Source organism: Collimonas arenae (assembly GCF_001584165.1).
In the GTDB taxonomy this organism is placed as follows: domain Bacteria; phylum Pseudomonadota; class Gammaproteobacteria; order Burkholderiales; family Burkholderiaceae_D; genus Collimonas; species Collimonas arenae.
Genome location: NZ_CP013233.1, coordinates 2,935,544 through 2,954,210, shown reverse-complemented (window position 1 = coordinate 2,954,210; position 18,667 = coordinate 2,935,544). Strand labels below are relative to the sequence as shown.

Sequence of the window (18,667 nt, the reverse complement as noted above, 5' to 3'; positions counted from 1 at the left end):
ATCCGCTCTATTACTTACCTACAGGGAGTTTGGTTATGATAAAAGAAAGAGTGCTGCATCGTTCGCTGCGACTGATGTTTTCCAGCAGCGTAGCCGTGGGACTGGGTTTGCTGGCCCAATCGGTGCACGCGCAGGAGACAGCGGCCGAAGATGCACCACAACAGGTACAACGCGTCGAAATTACCGGCTCATCCATCAAGCGAATCACCAAGGAAGGCGCCTTGCCCGTCCAGACGTTGACCCAGGAAGATATCGCCAAGACCGGCGCCACCAGTGTTTCCGATCTGATTCAGGCGTTGCCCGCGATGCAGGGTTTCATTCCCGCATCGAGCTCAGTCAATGGCGGTGGCGCCGGGGTTGAAACAGCTTCCATTCACGGCATTGGTTCGGGATACACACTGGTGCTGCTCAACGGCCGGCGGATTGCCAAATCGGCTATCGCCAACAACGACTATGCAGTGAATCTGGCAAGTATTCCGCTATCAGCGGTTGAGCGTGTTGAAATTCTTACTGATGGCGCTTCGGCGCTATATGGTTCTGACGCCATTGCTGGGGTCGTCAATTTCATCCTCAAGAAAAATTCAACCGAAACCACGATCACCGGTAACTTCAATGCACCGCTCAAGGCGGCCGGCAAGAGCTACAACGTTGGCATTTCCAAGGGCTTCGGCGATCTGGAAAAAGACGGCTATAACGTATTGCTGGCATACAGCCACGACGAGCAGCAATCCCTCAACGCCACGCAACGGGGATTTGCCAACAGCGGCATTGTGCCGTTCAGCGTCGGCGGCCAGAATTACGCGTTGTATCAGTTGAGTAACAATACGGCGCCGGCTGGCGTTACGCTGCTTGGCAAGGATGGTTCGACAACCCAGTTCTCGCCGGATTTTCTGAAGAATGGTGTTTGCGGGGCCAATACTTTTCAGTCAGGGAATTACTGCAAATACAACTATGCATCAACAGTTGAATTGATTCCCAAATCGACGCGCGACAGTTTTGTTGTGTCGAGTAATTGGAAACTCAATAGCGACACCACGCTGTTCGCCGAGGCCATGTTGTCGAAGTACTCGATTTTCCCGCAATATGCCCCTCCGGCGCAGCCACTGTCGTTATCGCTGAGCAGCCCTTTGTATGCGAAGTATGTGACACCGTATCTGGCCCAGCTCGGCGTTGATCCTGCCAATGTATCAAGCGCAACAATGGGTTTGCGCCTGTTTGATACCGGTGGCCGCCAGGATGAGTACCGGACCGACGCCTTGCATTTGGCATTCGGCGTGGACGGGAGTTTCAAGGGGTGGGACTACAACGCCTCGTACACTCATTCTCAGAACAGGACTTACGATAATGCCCTGGGCGGCTATGCCAGCAACAATACATTTCAAAGCATCGTTGCCTCCGGCGCCTATGATCCGTTCCAACCGCCAGGATCTTCGGTCAGCGTATTGGCGCCGGCCGTGTTGCACCAAACTCTCGATCAGGCAACTTCCAAGCTCGATATCCTGAATGCCCATGCTTCGCACGATTTGTTCAAGGCGCCAGGCGGCATGGCGCAAATCGGCCTCGGGGTGGAGGCGACCAGAGAGGCGCACACTGATAGTCCGAGTGCGATTTTGCAGAGTACGAATGCGCTTCAGCCGGACTATACCGATTCCATTATCGGCGGCAATGCCGGAGCACTGCCATTTTCTGCAAACCGTATGAACTATGGCAGCTTCGCGGAATTGCTGGTGCCAGTGACGAAGACCTTAGACCTCACCGGAGCGCTGCGTTATGACAGCTACGAAGCCGCCAAAAACAATAATACGTTCGACGACGCCGGCAATCCGCTCGGCTCGTCGACACAGGGTAACTCCGCCAGCAAAGCCACGTACAAGATCTCTGCGCGTTGGCAGCCGGTGGATTCGCTGCTGTTGCGCGGTTCCTACGGCACCGGTTTCAAGGCGCCGACGCTGGCGCAGATCACCTCGCCAGTTACCTTTAATGGCAACACGGCCGGCACCTACGCTTGCCCGTTCTCGGCACCTGACCCAAGGGCTGCCGGTTGCCAAGGCGTGACCCAGTACGATGTGCTGACCGGCGGCAATCCGCTCACCGGCTCATCCGGCCTGAAGCCGGAAACATCGAAGCAGAGCACGATCGGCTTCCGTCTTGAGCCGACGCGCAACATTTCGATAGGTTTCGATCTGTGGCAGGTCAGCATCAAGAACCAGATCAGCGTCCTCCAAGAAGCCATCGCGTTCAACAATCCACAAACGTATTCGAATTTGTTCACGTTGTTCAACGATCCGATTTCTGGATCGCCAACCGTTGCTTTCTCAGAGGTGCCGATCAATCTGGCCAGCGCCAAATATCAGGGTATAGACTGGGATCACACTTTCAAGACCAAATCGCCGATCGGTGATTTGAGCTTGCAATGGACCGGTACCTACATGCTGAAAGCCGAGCAGGATTTCCCGGGGACTGGCGTGCAGAGCAGCCTTGGCAAATACGGCGCCGACCAGAACGTGGTGTTCCGCGTGATATCGAGGTTGGCAGCGTCGTGGAAGCAATCGGACAAGTTTACGCATACGTTGATAGCGAATTACCGTTCCGGCTATCACGACGAAACCTATACGGCCGACGATGCCACGGTCCGCATTGTCAATCCGGATGGATCGTTCGGCCCGTATGTCGCCATGCCGAATCACAACGTGGCTTCTTACACTACGTTCGACTGGCAGACCAAGGCGACACTGCAAAAAGGTCTGGTAGTCACCGCAGGCATCAAGAATCTGTTTGCGCGCACGCCACCGCTTTCCCTGGTGACAGCAGGCGGTGGTAATCAGGTTGGTTACGATGCCCGCTATACCGATCCGCTAGGCCGACAGTTTTACCTGACTGGCTCTTACACGTTCTAAGATGAGCGCGCTGCTCGTCGCACGGCAGCGCTGATCCGGCCGGGCATCTGATGCATGTCATGGATGCCCGTGCCGGCTATCATTTTATTTTTCCGCAACCGGTCGCAAGATCGCGTTCGAATTCGCCCCCTCCGATTTTTATCCATCGTTGCCGGATCGGCGCGTTGCGATCTTTTCCTGTAGAACTGATAACATAGCCCGACATGTCGTTTGATGCATCCAGGCAGCGATTGTGCTGTCGATTTTCTAACGGAAGATCTGCTCATGAACTTGTCTAGCCGTCCCGCAGTGCTGGAATTGATCGGTAACACACCGTTGATTGAAGTAACGCGTCTCGATACCGGTCCTTGCCAGTTGTTCCTCAAGCTGGAATCGCAAAACCCCGGAGGTTCGATTAAGGACCGCATCGGTTTGTCGATGATTGATGCGGCCGAAAAAGAAGGGCGGTTGCAGCCTGGCGGCGTAGTAATCGAAGCGACCGCCGGTAATACTGGCCTTGGCCTGGCGCTGGTGGCTTGCGCCAAAGGCTATCGGGTGATCCTGGTGGTGCCGGACAAGATGTCGACGGAAAAGATACAGCATCTGAAGGCGCTGGGCGCGGAAGTCCACATGACGCGTTCCGATGTCGGCAAAGGTCATCCAGAGTATTACCAGGACTACGCGGCCAGGCTGGCGCGTGAGATGCCGGGTGCCTTTTACGCCGATCAATTCAATAATCCGAATAATCCGCTGGCGCACGAGCGGACTACCGGCCCCGAAATTTGGGACCAATGCCAGCATCGGCTTGATGCCATCGTCTGCGGCGTCGGCTCGGCCGGCACGCTGACCGGGCTAACCCGTTTTTTCCGCACGGTACAGCCGCAGCTGGAATTCGTGCTGGCCGATCCGAAAGGCTCGATCCTTGCCGAATATATCAGGAGCGGCCGCCTGGATACGCCGCCCGGCTCTTGGGCGGTGGAGGGTATCGGCGAAGATTTCATCCCGTCGATTGCCGATCTCTCTGGCGTCAAGCATGCTTACACGATCAGCGATGAAGAAAGCTTTCGCAGCGCGCGCGAACTGGTGCGCGCCGAAGGCATTCTCGGCGGCTCGTCGACCGGTACCTTGCTGGCAGCGGCGTTGCGCTATTGCCGCGAACAGACGGAGCCGAAGCGGGTGGTGAGCATCGTCTGCGATACCGGAACGCGGTATCTGTCAAAGGTCTACAACGATAACTGGATGATCGACCAGGGTTTGCTGAAGCGCGAATTGTTTGGCGATCTGCGCGATATCATCGGCCGCCGCTTTGCCGAGGGCGGCGTCATCAGCGTGGCGCCGAATGATACCTTGATGACTGCTTTCAACCGCATGCGCAGTGCCGAAGTTTCACAGTTGCCGGTGATAGAAGGGAAGCTTGTGAGCGGTATTATCGATGAATCCGATTTGCTTCTCAAGGTTGCCGCCGACACAGCCCATTTCGCCGAGCCAGTCAGCAGCACGATGACGCGGGCGATCGAAAAACTGGCGCCGGACGCCGGTATCGATGCATTGCGCAGCACGCTCGATCGTGGCCTGGTCGCCATCGTCGCCGACAGCCAGCAATTTTATGGCTTGATTACCCGTTTCGATCTACTTAACCATTTACGCAGGAGTTTGTCATGAGCAAAGGCAACGATACTGAACAGGAAAGCGGTTTGCATTTCGCCACGCGCGTGATCCACGCCGGGCAATCGCCCGATCCGTCCACCGGCGCCATCATGCCGCCAATCTATGCCACCTCGACCTTCGTGCAGCAAAGCCCCGGCGTCCATAAGGGCCTCGATTACGGCCGTTCGCACAACCCGACACGTTGGGCATTGGAGCGTTGCGTGGCCGACCTGGAGGGGGGCGCGCAAGGATTTGCGTTTGCCTCCGGCATGGCTGCTGCTGCGACGGTTCTCGAATTGCTGGATAGCGGCGCCCATGTGATCGCCGGCGACGATCTGTATGGCGGCACTTACCGTCTGTTCGAGCGAGTGCGCCGGCGCAGCGCCGGGCTGTCGTTCAGCTTCGTCAACCTGACCAATCCCGACAATCTGTTGGCGGCGTTGCGACCGGACACCAAGATGGTCTGGGTGGAAACGCCGACCAACCCGATGCTGAAACTGGCCGACCTGGCGGCGATCGCCAAGATATGTCGCGAGCGCGGCATCATTGCGGTGGCTGACAATACGTTCGCTAGCCCGATGGTGCAACAGCCACTCAGCTTCGGCTTCGACGTGGTAGTCCATTCGACCACCAAGTACCTGAACGGTCACTCCGACATCATCGGCGGCATTGCCGTGGTTGGGCGTGAAGCGCGCCAGGCCGAGTGGCGTGAGCGGTTGGCGTTCCTGCAGAATTCGGTCGGCGCAATTGCCGGGCCGTTCGACAGTTTCCTGGCCCTGCGCGGCGTCAAGACGCTGGCGTTGCGGGTCGAGCGCCATTGTGAAAATGCGATGGAACTTGCCGGTTGGCTGGAGAGCTTGCCGGAGGTGGCGCGGGTGCATTATCCTGGCCTGCTTTCGCATCCGCAGCACGAACTGGCACAGCGGCAGATGCAAGGTTACGGCGGCATCATCTCGGTTGACCTGAAGACCGATCTCGCCGGCGCCAGGCGTTTCCTCGAACATTGCGAAATTTTTGCGCTAGCCGAAAGCCTTGGCGGTGTCGAAAGTTTGATTGAACATCCAGCCATCATGACCCACGCGACTATTCCTGCAGAGCACCGGGCGACGCTTGGGATCAGCGATTCGTTGGTGCGACTGTCGGTCGGCGTTGAAAACATCGCGGACTTGAAAAGCGATTTACGTCATGCGCTGGCAGCAATCAAAGCATGAGTGACGACACCATACATTGGGAGCAGCGTATCGTCGCGATGTGGCATCAGATTGATGCGATGCCCCCCCGCACAGTTCGTGGCAGCAATTGATGCACTGGCGGCGGAGCGCTCGGCTGGTGACGCTGCTGCCTTGTTCGAGCGCGCTTGCGCGCGAGGCAGCGTCGGCTTCGAGTCTGGCGCGGAAGGCTTCTATCGGGCCGCGCTGGCCGCCGGATAGCTGGATCCGTATCGCCAGGCGCGCGCCTCGTACAGCTTGGCAGCACATTGCGCATCCTGGGGCAATTCGATGAAAGCGAGCGTCTTCTTGCTGCGCAGCTGGATCGCTACGCGCAAACAGGGTATGGCAGGGCGCTATACGACGAAACCAGAGCTATCCTGGCGCTCACCTATCTGGCGCAGGGACGTGCTGTCGAAGCAGCTTGCCTGGCGCTGGAAACGCTGGCGCCGCATTTGTCTCGGTATCAGAGGTCGGTGGCCGGAAACGCTTTGGAATTTCGGAAAACGGTGGTCGGCGACATGCAACGTGCGTCTCTATCTTAGCTATTTTAGCTATTGCTGCAGCCGTAGAAAGAGTGTTCGTTTGCAAAATGCCGCTCCGCCCAATTGCACAAGCAACTGGGCGGGTCCTTTGTTTCCTATTACTGATAATTGGCGACCAGCGAAGCGCCGCTGACGGCGCGATATGCATTCAGCAGCAGATAATAGGTTCCTGCTCCTGGCGCGCCGATAGTCACGTTTTCTGCGTTGGTGCTGCCGTCGGATTTGCCGTCATATGAAGATGTCGTGGGCGTTGCCCCCAACTTGACGTAGATATCGCCATCGCCACTGCCGCCGGATAACTGGAAGTTGAGATTCCTGGCGCCGGCCGGAACGGTGATGCTGTAGATGTTGCTGCCGCCGCTAGCCAGCGTGATGCCGTTGATCGGTACGCCCTTGATCAGCACGTTGCCGCTGCTGGTGCTGCAACTGACGCCGACGCCATTGAATGCGGCCGTGACATCGGCGACCTTGTAGCCGCGGTTGGCGGCGGCTTTCTCGACACCGCAAGCGCCCTGGCTGAAGGTGCTGTTAGCAGTCCAGTACAGATGGTTGGCATCGGCCATCACTTCAAATGCTTTGCGGGTGCTCCAACCGGATGTGGTGGCCAACAGGTAGAACGCCTTGTTGTAGACGCCGCTGCTGTAATGCACATCCAGGCTGCTGGAATAATTTCGGGCATTGTCGATTGAGCGGCCATCCTGGGTCGGGTTTGCCATGTAGCGCAGCGCTCCGTTACCCTTGAAGATGTCGGTGCCGACCAGAAAATCATTCTTTCCCTTCATGTAATTTTCTGCTGCTTCGCCTGCCATGTCGGAAAAGGCTTCATTCATGCCGCCTGACATGCCGCTGTACACCAGGCCGGAATTCTGTTCGGTGAAACCGTGGCTGATTTCATGGCCCGATACGTCCAATGCGACCAGCGGATAGAACGTGGTCGCGCCATCGCCGAAGTTCATCGCGCTGCCGTCCCAGAACGCATTTTCATAGTTATTGCCGTAGTGGACTTTCATGTACAGGGTCTGGCTGATTGGGCGCAGGTTGAGCCATTCCTTGTACATGTTGAAGACGACGTTGCCGAAATAGTGGGCGTCGTTCAGCGGCGAGAAGGCGCCGTTGACCGCCTTGTAGGTATTGCGCGGGCAGGTGAAATGAAATGGCGTGCTACCGCTGCTGCCGTTTTGCAGATCGACTGTCACCACGTTGGTCGTGACCATGTTGCAGTTGCTGTCGACGACCAAGGGGCCGTATTTGCCGCCGGGCTGGTATTCATACTGTCCGGTCTTGGCATTGCCGCCCGGTCCGCTGGCGTCATAATGGGTGATGCCCTCCCATTTTTTCAGGACGGCGCCGGTGTTGGCGTCGATGATGAAATATGGACGGCTGGGTTTCGCTGCGCTCTTGTCGACGAATGACACCACATAGATCAGTTGGGCTACGTTGTTGTTGCCCAGCTGGACGTACAACTTGGCCTGTTCGTTCTCGGTGACGGCAGCGCGCGCAATCGACTTGGCTTGCTGCAGCACGTCTGCGGCTGTATAGACCGGCTTGGCGTTAGGCAGGTCGTTGTCGATATTGCGGATCAGGCTGCCGGACATGGCTGGTTGTGCCTGGGCCGCAGTGCGTTGTTCGACGATGGCCTGATCCCACAGCGGCACGCCCTGGAAGTATTGCTGATAACGGGTGACGACTTTGCCGTTGGCGTAGTTCTGGCTGCGCAGTGGTTTCAGTTCGTCGCTGCTAAGTCCAAGAAAGGTTTGCGCCGTTACCGGCCCGGCCTGTTTTGCCAGGGAGGATTGCGGGACGTAGCTTTCAAGGTCAATCCGATCGGCAGCGACGGCGCTTGAGGTTGCGAGCAGCAGCAATAGAAATAAAGGGGCTTCGACGTGGCGTAATGCTGGTTTCATGGAATCTCACTCTCTTTCAAAGGATGCGTGGATATTTCATAAGATTGACCAGGTACTTCGCGGGGAAACACGACCGACTGTCCAGAGCGCCCACCGTGCCAATTCAATCACCTCCATTTAGGGGACTTGGATTGCTCTCATCGATTTGGTGGGCGCACAGTGCCGTTGACGACAGGGACGGCGGCGATGGATTTCATCAATTGGAATACGCCATTTAAGTTACGTATTGTTACAATATGAAATGCCATGCAGCAACATACAAGGATTTCTATTGTCAAAATAGCTGTTATTTCTCACAGGGAACTTTCCTTGGTTGCGCAAGTGCCTGGCGATGCTGAGGGTTGGGGTGAATCTGAGAGAATGTTCCCAGCCGTGTTGCTATAACGTGGCCATGCAACATGAGGAAACCTTAAAGAAAGTGCCGTTTTACCGACGTATAATGATGAAATTGCAATGCTTTCGTTGAAGGAGAAAAAAATGACCGTTAAATCCGTGCTTGCCGTCATCGCCTGCGGCGTGTTCGCCGCCTGCGCCGCGAGTCCCTATGGCGACAGCTATAACTCATATCAACCTGCCGCTCAAGGCTACTTTGGCAATGCTCCGGCGGTCGCTTATGGCGGCTATAGCGGTTATGGCGATGCCCCGTCGTACGGCGATCGTTATGGCGGCGGCGACAATTGGACGCCGCCCGGCAGCTATCGCGACTCCTGCCGCGATATAGTTGTGCGGCGCGGCATGCTGGAAGCCACTTGTGGCGGGAATAATGGTGGTAGAAGGACGTCGATTCCTCTGTCTTCCTGCCGCAGCGGCAGTTTTGAAAACATCAACGGCAACCTGCAATGCATGGGTGGGGGCGGCCGTGATTACGGCCAGTCCAGCAGAGACGTGCCGCGGGAAGTTACCTGCAATCCTGCTCGGAAATTCGCGTCAGGCGCGATGTGCTTGAAGCCAACTGCGGCGCACCAGGTAATCGCCGAGTGCAATCGTCAGCATCGTTGTCTTCCTGCAGAAGTGGTAGCTTCAGTAATATAAACGGCTATCTGCAATGCGATAGGTAATTGCATTGAGCGTAATCAAAGCAGATCCACACTCAGCAAATTCACATAACAGCTCTCGCGCGTAGTGCTGACAAAATCGACCAGGTACGAACGCCCGATCGGCCGGTGAAGATTAGCGACCGCTCCGTCACGGTCAATTCGTTCGTGCGCAAGTGTCGGGCTTTAATGCCCACACAGTGCACCGAGTATTTCGTTCATAGGATGCCGGATGACAGACGTGCGAGAGCAAATTCCAATGCATGGAATCCATGCATTGCAGCGAGAATGGGGGATTGGGAACGTGCTGGCAGCCGCCAGCGTTTGCCAAGGAATCCAGCTGAAACATGAAACATTGGATTCCTTGTTGTGGCTTGCTTGCTCAGTGGTTTAAAGCCTTGATCGTACAATCCTGTGCCAGTACAGCCAGTTTGACGTAGGGTATGTCCGGGCTATTTCCGAGTTGGACCAGCTTGCAATCAACGGTGCCCGAGATACGTCCCTGAAAACTCGCCAATGGCGCCAACCGCGCCTCAGTCACTGACTTGTCGAACAGGATGAAAGCGGGAAGCGCCTGCCCCTTGAAATCCGTAGTCGTGGCCGTGATGCCATTCATGATATTTCCCCCGCCGATGGCGCCTACCATGCCTTGATCGATGGTCACTGTGGCGTTTTTCTTTTGTTCGATGACATTGACTTTAAGATCGGTCTGCAACGCAAGAGCGAAGATCGGTTGCACGGCGATGCAAACTGCCGCACTGAGTTTTAGCATTTTGTTTGATTTCATTTGTCTGCAATATATTGAGTGAAACAATAGTAGGAAAATATTATTGGCGCACTAATTCAACTCGACGATTTTTGCTGCGCCCATCATCGCTGTTATTGTCCGCAATCGGTTTGCCGGCCCCATATCCTGTTGCTTGCAGCCGTGTTTTATCAATACCCTGTGCAATGAGGGCTGCTACCACGGCTTGAGCACGTTGTAACGACAATTGCTGATTGTGTTTCGCATCACCGACGTTATCGGTATGGCCTTCAATCGACAGTTTGAGAGCCGGGTCTTTCTCCAGCAATTTGATGATTTCGCTCACGATCGGTTGCCCGTCCTGGCGGATGCTGGCTTTATCTGTATCAAAGTTGATATACAGCGTTACCCGTCCTTTTGTTTCCAATTCTTTCTGCATCTCGTCGGCTTTCACAAAACCCACAACCGTTTTCAATTTTCCTTCCGCAACGGTAATGATTTGTGTGTAGCCGCCCCCAGTCAGAAGACCGATCCAGATGTTCCCTTCGGGTTTGCGGATTAAATAGTAGTCATAGTTGTCAGGACTCATTGCAACGCGCATTTTGTTCACGATGATATCGCCCAAATCCCCACCGTTATGCGCCACCAGTTCTGGATTGTTCGGCGCTACGCTGCTGACCTTGACTCCGCCCAACGCAGTAATTGCGTCCTCGTAATTACGTTGCGCGGCGACGTCGGATAACTGCACGGCCGAATTCATGAAGCTTCTGTTTTCGATTCGCCCTTCGACCGCCAAAAGCTGATTTCCTGCAATGACGAAAACCCGGTCGAAATCCGACTTTTTGACTGTTTTCCGGCCGTCTTCCAGTCCGGTTGGCCAATCAAGATAGGGGAATGGCGGTAAGTCCGCAGTGGATAACGGCACGCTGTTGACATCAAATTTATTTTCTCCTGCGGCTGGCGGATTAACTTGAGCTGCAACTGCAGGCGGCACCAACGGGGGGGAGACAGATTCTTTTTTTTGTTTACAGGCCGAAAGCGCCAATACACAAAAAAATACTAATGGGAAACTGATTCGAAGCTGCATTCGCATGTTCTATTGATCCTATGAGTTGATTTGTAACTGAATAATCTAACAATTTATCACTGAATTTTCACGCTCAAAAAAATTTCCACACGGGAAAAAATTAACCAAATTTAACATTTGTTGTTTTTATGAAACTTTCTTGACGGCACTAATTTTGTAGTTTACTGTTTCGCTCTGTTTCAAATGTAATTAATTGTAAACAAACGTCCTCTTTTGGTGCTTTAAATTATCCCATTGCAAGTTTTTTGACGTTGTTTCTTTCGATAGGAAAACCTCCGCTCAGTTCAGTTGCGAAATGGAAATTAAAGGTGGTAGCACTACTATTTACATTTTCCTGTCGGCATTTTTAACTTAATAGCAATTTTGTGAGTTTTGGAAAATGTTTTTCATCGTCATATCTTGATTTTCTAATGTTGTTTCTTAGCAGTTTTTAAGGTTGTTTTTGCAATAAATATTCTTTTGTTAAATCCATTCTGGAGAACGAACATGCATAAATTCCAATTTATCCGTCGTCAAAAAGGTCAGGGCATGACCGAGTACATCATCATCGTCGCCCTGATTGCTATTGCTGCGATTGGCGTGTATCAGGCGTTTGGCGACGTAGTGCGCGGTCAGACTTCGACAGCGGCAACCACGCTTGCCGGTGCGACCGGCACCAAGGGCCGTACAACTACCGATGCTGGCGGTAAAGCTGCCGATGCTGCAGGTAAGTCGAAGAAGCTGAGCGACTTTGAGAAGTAAGCGTTGAGTCGGTCCTAGCACCAATCAAGGGCCGGGAATTTCATTTGTCATTAGCGGGATTGCCGGCTCATTTCATCTTTAATTTTTAGGAGAGTTCTCATGAACAAACATAATCTCCGCCTGCGCCAGCAAGGCCAAGGCATGACTGAGTACATCATCATTGTTGCGCTGATTGCGATTGCAGCTATTGGTGTCTATCAAGCATTTGGCGACGTCGTGCGTGGTCAAACATCGACAGCGGCCACTACCTTGGCAGGCGGTACCGGTACTAAGGGGCGTACCACTGCGGACCAGGCAGGCATCATGGCTGATGCGCAAGGTCAAGCTAAGACTTTGAAGAATTTCGAGTCGACAGGTAAGTAATATGGCGCGCCTCGATTTCGGTAGCGAATCGCATGCACTGCATTTGACGATCACGGGGTGTTCGTCTTTTTCGCAGGCAGATCGGGCGCGTGCTTGATATGGTCGAGCTACGTCGTCGCTACCGCAGTCGCGGTCAGACATTGATATTGTTTCTCGGATTTGCCGCGGCTTTGGTCAGTGCTTTTCTTATTGCATTCAATACTGGGCAAACTTCCAACGCCAAGATGCGTGCGATGAATGCCGCCGACGCCGCCGCTTACAGCGGCGCCGTATGGGAAGCGCGGACGCTGAATTTTCAGGCATATATGAATCGCGCAATGATAGCCAATGAAGTCGCGATTGCGCAATCGGTGAGTTTGCGTTCCTGGGTTTCTTATGTCGATACATTTATGACAAACATCAATGACATTACCCAATTTATTCCTTATGTCGGCGAAGTGACCACTGCGGTGCAAAAGGCGATAAAAGGCGTCGACAAGTTTGTGCAAGCGAGTTTGCCCCTTGGAGAGCAGATACTTCGCGGGGTAAATTTTGTCGCGTCCAGCAGCCAGCAGGCGATCAATGTAATTGGCGTCAAGGCCGCTACCGAATTGGCTGGCGGCGTTGCGCAGGCAAATGGGGCACAACTTACAGGTCCAAATACACCCCTGACAGGAACATTGTTTTTGTCAAATGAGGCAAGTTGGCTGGGTCTCACCAGTTCCTATTGCCGTACGACCAATTTCGCGTGTTCCAATGATCTTAGGCGTTTGCGCGAAGTGGCACTGAATTCCCGTGACGGTTTTACCTATTCCCGTGCATGGAAGGACCGTTGGCCATTTATGCTGCCATTCATATTCAATGTCCGAAAACAGGGCGGGACAGATCTGATCGATTACGACTCCTGGAAGGGGCTGGATTCTGCTGAATTGCAACGGTGGAATCCGAAGAAAATGTCATGGGGCAAGGGAGTCCCATTGGGCTGGGGAGGCGCGCAAGCCTACAATCCGAATGTGGTTACCCGCGTTGGCACACACGGAAGCATTAATGAATGGGATCACTTCGATGGCCGAAAGGCCAACACTACGGCCAATTACGATAACCAGAAGAAAATGCTTTTCCCTTTTCCTAACTACAGGGATATCGCTAAGCCTGCAGTGCAAAATGCCGATCTCCATGTGCCGTTTGCGGTTGAGGTGTTCATCCCAAAAAATCAGATCAAAACGTCGGACGAAATGCTGAGCAAAGATGGCAAGCCGGCACAGGCCATATTGTTCAACGGCACGGTGGTTAATCCATCGCCAAATTTTGCAAACGGCAATGAGGGCGTGTACGCACTCGCGACCGGATGCGTGAGATTTTCTAGGCCTATCGGCTCGGAGCGCGCATCTGGACGCACCGAATATCCAAGTCTTTTCAATCCCTATTGGCGCGCCTCGCTGGCGACCAATAGCCGGATAAACCGTCTCGCGGTGGATATTGTGAAGAAACTGCCCGAGTCAGCACTACTTGAAGGAAATAGTTCATGCAGTTAGCAACCTTAGTCGCATCCGCATGCGAAAAGAAAATGTTTGGCAAGCTCCTTTTTCTGGTCGTGGCGGCAAGTTCACTGGCTGGTTGCCGGGATAATGCGGCCTCTGCGGCTACGGGGGGGGCGCCAACGGTGGAGTTGTGCGCGAACTGGTACAAGTTGAACGCCCCGATCCAATCGACGGACCGCGCATGATGATACGCGAGACCGCTTATAACCTGTGCGCACTAGCTGCGCAATCGCTCAACGTTCCTGTCAAGCCGTTCCCGAAAGCGCCGGGCGACTACGTGTCCGAACGCACTACGATAATTACGGACGGCAGCAACTACGTTCGTAAGATCGAACACCCGTATAACGAGAATACCGACAAGATGAGTCCGGAAACCGGTTGTGAATACCGGATTGAGCCGAGCAATCAAGTCGATATCGCCATCCTGAATGGCGGGAAAATGACTACTGTCAGTCGCGATGCAAATGGCAAATGGAGGACCGAGGATGGTGTTGCGGCAGGCGGTTCCTTGGCCGCAAAAAAGGAAGATCTCTCGTCATATTCTGATTCGTTCGCTGTCAATGGCGTCAAGTTGCGTTGTCTGCCGGCCTCAAGCGGACTAATCAGCGCCAATGAAACTCAGGCGTTGTGCGTGGATGGCAGCGATCAAGCGTTGAGCACCACCGATGGCAACGCGATGGTCCTCTATTCACGTATCAAGCCGCTGGGCAATGATCCACGGTTTCCTTATGTCGTAATTAAAGAACCGCTTTCCTTGAAACAGTTGGACAAGGTTGATGGAAAAATTTTTGACCCCGCAACTTATACAAAATGAAAAATCGACTTCGTTCTTTGCGTCGGCAGTCCGGTCAGGCAATGGTCGAACTGGTTGTCGTATCGGGTGTGATGATCATGCTGTTCCTAGGAATCTGGTATCTGGGAAAGTTTCAGGATATCCAGGCCACGACAATCCAGGCCGCACGTTATGCCGCTTGGGAAAGAGTCGTGCATAAGCCGACAGCAATGAGCGACGCTACCTTGCAGGCGCAGACCCGCGGAAGATTGTTTTCGTGGAATACCGATCCGTTCAAGAGTACCGACGGGCAGAACATGAGCAACGGCGGGAAGTGGGCAACCCAAAATGGCATGTGGCTCGATCACACAGGCGGTGGCAAGCTGCTGGGGAAGCCGGGTGATGTGACCGTCAGCACTACGTCGTCGGCGCTGCCAGGGGGCACATTCATGAACGGTGCGCTGAAGGCCATTAAAGCCGTTAGTGCAGCGGGTGGCCTTACCGGCGGGACACCGCTTAATACTGGAGGTTTATATCAAAGCCAGGTCAGCGTTCGTCTTACGGACGTCTCTTCCTTGCCAGCGCCGTTGAATGACATGAAGCTGACTCTGAACGAAAAACATGCCGTGGCCACCGACAGCTGGGATGCCAGCGGGCCGAAAGAAGTCGCGATGGTCACGCGTAATTATTCCCCTGCCGCGATCTTCGAGAAGATCAATCCGCTTTTGAGGCCGCTTGAGGTGGGATTGTCGCTAATTGAGCCGAGTTTTAAGGATTTGCATCTCGGTCAGATATGTCCAGATGTGGTTCCCGCCGATCGCGTAGGTTCCGGCGAGAATTTGAAGGTCTATAGCGGTAGCTCACCATGTTACTGAGCATAGCAATGCGCAGCAAGCAAGGCTTTCTTCCTGATGCGGTTCGGCAGGGTATTGCGCTGTTCGTTTTTCTCGGCGCGACGCTGTTCAGTAATCCGGCTTGGTCGGGATGGCTTGATACGCCGGATAGCATTGATTTGCAGAGCGTTGGAGACGATGTTCGTTTCAACGGTACACCAATGTCAATGCGCTACTTTGTCAGTCCGAGCTCAACAGAAGAGGTGATCGCTCAATTCAAGCAAGCTTGGGAACGCGGACATGTTCGTGGCAGCGTAGTTGATAGCAAGCTTGGTTCATGGGCAGTTCTCAACCAGTCGTTGGGAGATACCCATCGCAGCGTGCAGGTTCGTCCGGCTCCTAACGGCGGTGTAGAGGGTTATGTGGCGCTCACCTCGCCAACGTTAACGCGGGAGCCGCAGTTACGTGTGCGCCTGCCATCCGATCTACAGGTGGTTTCGGTGATGGAGTCAAGCGATCAGGGGCGTGGTTCGCAACAGGTGACCGCAATGTCGCGGCGGTCGCTGGACGGAATCAGCATGTCAATGCAGAACGCTCTGCGCTCCGCCGGCTGGAATATCAAGGTGGCAAAGCGCGATGCAAACAGTGCACGTTTGTCAGCGGATAAAGGCAAGCAGGAATTTGATGCTGTGCTGACGGCAGCTCAGAAAGGGACGGCCGTCATGATGAACACCGTATTTGACGGTAAACCCTGATCAATCTGGTAGATGACCCACATATGAGAATGCCTTCCAAATTTCGCTCCAAGATCGGCGGCCAGGGATTGATGGAGTACATGTTGATTACCGTTGCAGTTGCATTGGTGCTGTTCTTGCCATTTGATGGCGGGCCTTCGCCATCTGAGCAGTTGGCATTCGCCTTCCGTAATTTTTTTCGTGGATTCAGTTTCTTCGTTTCCGTCCTTTAATATTTTATTTGGCAAAATTTCTTGAAGATATCGAAAAATACCATGCTGCTGGGTGGTGCGGTCGGTCTTGGCCTGCTGTGCTTCTTTGGCGCTCAATATTACTTGCATAATTACCTGACTAACGCGGAAAAGCGACTGGCGGGCGAGTATGAGACACGGCCGGTGATTGTTGCTGCAACAGAAATCGAATCGGGCACCGTTGTTTCTGCCGACAACCTAGCCGTCCGCAAGATACCGGCTCGCTACCTGTCCAGCAATACGCTCTCGCCCGATGATTTGGACCGGGTTACCGGACAACGTGTGGTGACTTCGCTGAAGCCTGGCGACCCCCTGTATCTGGGCGGGCTTGAGGGCAGTGACCGTCCTGCTTTGTCTACTACGGTGGCTAAGGGCGAGCGTGCGATTACGGTACCGGTCGATGAGGTCAGTTCAATTTCCGGAATGCTGGTACCTGGGGACGTGATCGATCTGCTCTTTGTCGGTCCCGGATTGACTGACAATTCTTATCTAGCCAGCTCAGGCAACGTGGTCGGCGGTGAACAAGCAAAGCCGAAGGAGTTGACGCATGTGCGGCCGCTGCTGCAATCGGTGACCGTAATGGCGACCGGGAAGATTACCAAGAAGCGGGTAGTCCAGGCGCAGGACGGCACGCAGCACGAAGAAAATGCGGAATTTTCCACCGTTACCTTGAAAGTCACCCCGGACCAGGCGGAAAAGGTATTGATCGCGCAAAAGGTTGGCCAACTGACGGCCGTGTTGCGCAATGCCGACGATGCGGTGCCGATGCGGTCAACAGCACTTGATGAGACGACCTTTAAGCAGGTTGCGGACGGTCCGTCGGGACGCGGGAATTATGTCGAAATGTATGTCGGCGGTGGTAGCGGCGTTGAAAAGACTCAGGAGCAGGTAGGTACAGCCTTAATGAGCAGCCTGGCGAAAAATTCACTGGGTATCGCTTCATCGGGCAAGGCGATCAATGCCGGAGATATTAAATCTCGCCTGGGGATCAGCGCAGATACAGGTGGCAATACAAATGGCAACACAAACGCGAACAACTATTCAAGTCGTAACACCAGCCGATAAGAACGGAAACAAGACGTGATCAGATTATTTTTATGCATTCTTTGCGCACTTCCAGCTTTGGTGCTAGCAAAACCAGCTATTAATTCCGATGCGGAGATCGAAATGTTCTCCGGAGAAGCTAGGGTCTTTCCCCTTGATGCAACCAGGATTGCTGTGGGCAACGGCACCGTTATCGCCGTATCGACGATGGATAACAAGCAGATACTGGTATTGGCCAACAAGGCTGGATCGTCGACCTTGCATTTATGGCTGAAAGATGGAACGCAACGTGACATGACTGTCTATGTCAACGACGCAAGTATGAAAAAAATTCTCGATGACATCAATAAATTACTGGTCAATGTCGACAATGTCACCGCGCGGATTGCCGGCACCAAGATCGTTCTCGAAGGTGACATGGTCAGTGACGAGAATCAGGCACGCGTGCAGGCGATTGCTACCATGTATGGCGATATGGTGGCTAATTTTGTCGGCAAGGTAGGGATGGAAAAAATGGTCTACCTCGACATCAAGGTTTTGGAGTTGTCCTCCAAAGGCTCGCGTGATCTTGGCATTCGTTGGGATTCGCAAATCAACGGCCCTGCTGCAGGAGTGTTGGCCGATCCGGTGGGCAATTCGCTGTATCGCTACATTCCCGATCCTACAACTTCTGGCATAAATATGGGGCAAGGCTTTCCGAATAAGGTTTGGCCGCCAAAGGGGTTCATTTCCCTGGCTTCCATCATTACCTCAAAAATTAACCTGCTGGTTGAGAATGGCGAAGCAGCCATGCTTGCTGCGCCAAATTTGACGACGCGTAGTGGCGGCACCGCCAAGTTTATCGCCGGTGGCGAACTTCCGCTGCCGGTACGAGACGGGCTCGGCAATGTGACCGTCACGTTCAAGGAGTACGGAATTATTGTCACCGTCAATCCTGTAACGGATAAAGCAGGCACGATTTACGCGAAAGTCGACATCGAGGTCAGTAGCATCGATCAATCGGTCGCAGTCGCGGGCATTCCAGGCTTGCTGAAAAGACAAACGACAACGGAATTCAATTCTCGTGATGGTGAAACTGTAGTGCTGAGTGGCCTGTATTCATATCAGACGACGACCGACGCACAAAAGGTGCCCGGATTCGGCGATGTTCCGCTGCTTGGAGGGTTGTTCCGTAACAAAACCACCGGGGTCGATACGCGCGATTTAGCCGTGGTCATCACACCGCGCATTTCGACTCCTACTTCCACCATTGATCGCGGGCCGAAAGACGTCAATGCTGAAGCGTTGTATCAGTTCGATAAAAAATTGCAGGAAAAAACACCGATGCCAGTCGCTCCTGGAAAACTAACTGTAACTGACTAAA

18 protein-coding genes are annotated in these 18,667 nt (G+C 53.8%); 15 read left to right on the top strand and 3 right to left on the bottom strand.

Annotation, left to right across the window (positions count from 1 at the left end):
• Positions 1-35 precede the first annotated feature (35 nt).
• The 5 genes from CAter10_RS13645 to CAter10_RS23965 all read left to right on the top strand — a co-directional run bounded on the left by CAter10_RS13645 (position 36) and on the right by CAter10_RS23965 (position 6,276).
• Positions 36-2,897 carry a TonB-dependent receptor domain-containing protein gene (locus CAter10_RS13645; RefSeq protein ID WP_061533835.1) on the top strand — a complete coding sequence of 954 codons (2,862 nt, stop codon included), beginning with the start codon at positions 36-38 and terminating at the stop codon, positions 2,895-2,897.
• Positions 2,898-3,161: 264 nt separating this feature from the next.
• Positions 3,162-4,538, top strand: a complete 1,377-nt coding sequence (locus tag CAter10_RS13640; protein ID WP_061533834.1) for a pyridoxal-phosphate dependent enzyme — start codon at positions 3,162-3,164, stop codon at positions 4,536-4,538.
• Complete coding sequence (locus CAter10_RS13635; protein ID WP_061533833.1) at positions 4,535-5,734, top strand: trans-sulfuration enzyme family protein; 1,200 nt, start codon at positions 4,535-4,537, stop codon at positions 5,732-5,734. The genes CAter10_RS13640 and CAter10_RS13635 overlap by 4 nt, the downstream gene beginning before the upstream one ends.
• Positions 5,735-5,812: 78 nt before the next feature.
• Complete coding sequence (locus tag CAter10_RS23970) at positions 5,813-5,953, top strand: tetratricopeptide repeat protein (protein ID WP_164840453.1); 141 nt, start codon at positions 5,813-5,815, stop codon at positions 5,951-5,953.
• A complete protein-coding gene (locus CAter10_RS23965) occupies positions 5,950-6,276 on the top strand; it encodes a tetratricopeptide repeat protein (RefSeq protein ID WP_257722352.1) in 327 nt (108 codons plus the stop codon). Before CAter10_RS23970 ends, CAter10_RS23965 begins: the two co-directional genes overlap by 4 nt.
• A 98-nt stretch (positions 6,277-6,374) precedes the next feature.
• Here the strand turns inward: CAter10_RS23965 and CAter10_RS13625 are convergent, their stop codons facing one another.
• A complete protein-coding gene (locus tag CAter10_RS13625) occupies positions 6,375-8,180 on the bottom strand; it encodes a M4 family metallopeptidase (protein WP_061533831.1) in 1,806 nt (601 codons plus the stop codon).
• A 477-nt stretch (positions 8,181-8,657) separates the two neighbouring features.
• On the opposite strand from CAter10_RS13625, the gene CAter10_RS13620 reads away from it, so the two are divergent.
• A complete protein-coding gene (locus tag CAter10_RS13620; RefSeq protein ID WP_164840452.1) occupies positions 8,658-9,212 on the top strand; it encodes a CVNH domain-containing protein in 555 nt (184 codons plus the stop codon).
• Positions 9,213-9,596: 384 nt separating this feature from the next.
• Here CAter10_RS13620 and CAter10_RS13615 read toward each other — a convergent pair whose 3' ends face one another.
• Positions 9,597-10,001 (bottom strand): hypothetical protein, encoded by a 405-nt coding sequence (locus tag CAter10_RS13615; protein ID WP_061533829.1) that lies wholly within the window; start codon positions 9,999-10,001, stop codon positions 9,597-9,599.
• Between the two features lie 40 nt (positions 10,002-10,041).
• Entirely contained in the window at positions 10,042-11,052 is a 1,011-nt protein-coding gene (locus CAter10_RS13610) for an OmpA family protein (RefSeq protein WP_082797914.1), read from the bottom strand.
• Between the two features lie 480 nt (positions 11,053-11,532).
• Here CAter10_RS13610 and CAter10_RS13605 point away from each other — a divergent pair, with 480 nt between their 5' ends.
• The 9 genes from CAter10_RS13605 (at position 11,533) to CAter10_RS13560 (ending at position 18,666) form a co-directional block, all read left to right on the top strand.
• Positions 11,533-11,787, top strand: a complete 255-nt coding sequence (locus CAter10_RS13605; protein WP_061533827.1) for a hypothetical protein — start codon at positions 11,533-11,535, stop codon at positions 11,785-11,787.
• 99 nt (positions 11,788-11,886) lie between these two features.
• Positions 11,887-12,150: a hypothetical protein gene (locus CAter10_RS13600; protein WP_061533826.1), complete on the top strand. Its 264-nt coding sequence runs from the start codon at positions 11,887-11,889 to the stop codon at positions 12,148-12,150.
• Positions 12,151-12,248: 98 nt separating this feature from the next.
• A complete protein-coding gene (locus CAter10_RS13595) occupies positions 12,249-13,664 on the top strand; it encodes a pilus assembly protein TadG-related protein (protein ID WP_061533825.1) in 1,416 nt (471 codons plus the stop codon).
• A 136-nt stretch (positions 13,665-13,800) separates the two neighbouring features.
• The gene (locus CAter10_RS13585; protein ID WP_128083078.1) at positions 13,801-14,484 is read left to right on the top strand and encodes a hypothetical protein; all 684 of its coding nucleotides are present in this window, start codon (positions 13,801-13,803) and stop codon (positions 14,482-14,484) included.
• Positions 14,481-15,317 carry a TadE/TadG family type IV pilus assembly protein gene (locus CAter10_RS13580; protein WP_061533822.1) on the top strand — a complete coding sequence of 279 codons (837 nt, stop codon included), beginning with the start codon at positions 14,481-14,483 and terminating at the stop codon, positions 15,315-15,317. Before CAter10_RS13585 ends, CAter10_RS13580 begins: the two co-directional genes overlap by 4 nt.
• A gap of 8 nt (positions 15,318-15,325) precedes the next feature.
• Entirely contained in the window at positions 15,326-16,030 is a 705-nt protein-coding gene (locus CAter10_RS13575; RefSeq protein ID WP_061537294.1) for a hypothetical protein, read from the top strand.
• A gap of 29 nt (positions 16,031-16,059) precedes the next feature.
• On the top strand, positions 16,060-16,242 hold the full coding sequence (locus CAter10_RS13570; protein WP_061533820.1) for a hypothetical protein: 183 nt from the start codon (positions 16,060-16,062) through the stop codon (positions 16,240-16,242).
• Positions 16,243-16,263: 21 nt separating this feature from the next.
• Positions 16,264-17,325 (top strand): Flp pilus assembly protein CpaB, encoded by a 1,062-nt coding sequence (cpaB, locus tag CAter10_RS13565; protein ID WP_061533819.1) that lies wholly within the window; start codon positions 16,264-16,266, stop codon positions 17,323-17,325.
• 15 nt (positions 17,326-17,340) lie between these two features.
• Positions 17,341-18,666: a type II and III secretion system protein family protein gene (locus CAter10_RS13560; RefSeq protein WP_128083077.1), complete on the top strand. Its 1,326-nt coding sequence runs from the start codon at positions 17,341-17,343 to the stop codon at positions 18,664-18,666.
• Position 18,667 lies beyond the last annotated feature (1 nt).

What these genes read in the sequence shown, in the direction of transcription:
- CAter10_RS13620 (WP_164840452.1), top strand. Translation starts at nt 8,658, where the DNA reads ATGACCGTTAAATCCGTGCTTGCCGTCATCGCCTGCGGCGTGTTCGCC.
- CAter10_RS13635 (WP_061533833.1), top strand. Translation starts at nt 4,535, where the DNA reads ATGAGCAAAGGCAACGATACTGAACAGGAAAGCGGTTTGCATTTCGCC.
- CAter10_RS13605 (WP_061533827.1), top strand. Translation starts at nt 11,533, where the DNA reads ATGCATAAATTCCAATTTATCCGTCGTCAAAAAGGTCAGGGCATGACC.
- CAter10_RS13615 (WP_061533829.1), bottom strand. Translation starts at nt 10,001, where the DNA reads ATGAAATCAAACAAAATGCTAAAACTCAGTGCGGCAGTTTGCATCGCC.
- CAter10_RS13570 (WP_061533820.1), top strand. Translation starts at nt 16,060, where the DNA reads ATGCCTTCCAAATTTCGCTCCAAGATCGGCGGCCAGGGATTGATGGAG.
- CAter10_RS13580 (WP_061533822.1), top strand. Translation starts at nt 14,481, where the DNA reads ATGAAAAATCGACTTCGTTCTTTGCGTCGGCAGTCCGGTCAGGCAATG.
- CAter10_RS13600 (WP_061533826.1), top strand. Translation starts at nt 11,887, where the DNA reads ATGAACAAACATAATCTCCGCCTGCGCCAGCAAGGCCAAGGCATGACT.
- CAter10_RS13645 (WP_061533835.1), top strand. Translation starts at nt 36, where the DNA reads ATGATAAAAGAAAGAGTGCTGCATCGTTCGCTGCGACTGATGTTTTCC.
- CAter10_RS13575 (WP_061537294.1), top strand. Translation starts at nt 15,326, where the DNA reads ATGCGCAGCAAGCAAGGCTTTCTTCCTGATGCGGTTCGGCAGGGTATT.
- CAter10_RS13595 (WP_061533825.1), top strand. Translation starts at nt 12,249, where the DNA reads ATGGTCGAGCTACGTCGTCGCTACCGCAGTCGCGGTCAGACATTGATA.
- CAter10_RS13610 (WP_082797914.1), bottom strand. Translation starts at nt 11,052, where the DNA reads ATGCGAATGCAGCTTCGAATCAGTTTCCCATTAGTATTTTTTTGTGTA.
- CAter10_RS13640 (WP_061533834.1), top strand. Translation starts at nt 3,162, where the DNA reads ATGAACTTGTCTAGCCGTCCCGCAGTGCTGGAATTGATCGGTAACACA.
- CAter10_RS13625 (WP_061533831.1), bottom strand. Translation starts at nt 8,180, where the DNA reads ATGAAACCAGCATTACGCCACGTCGAAGCCCCTTTATTTCTATTGCTG.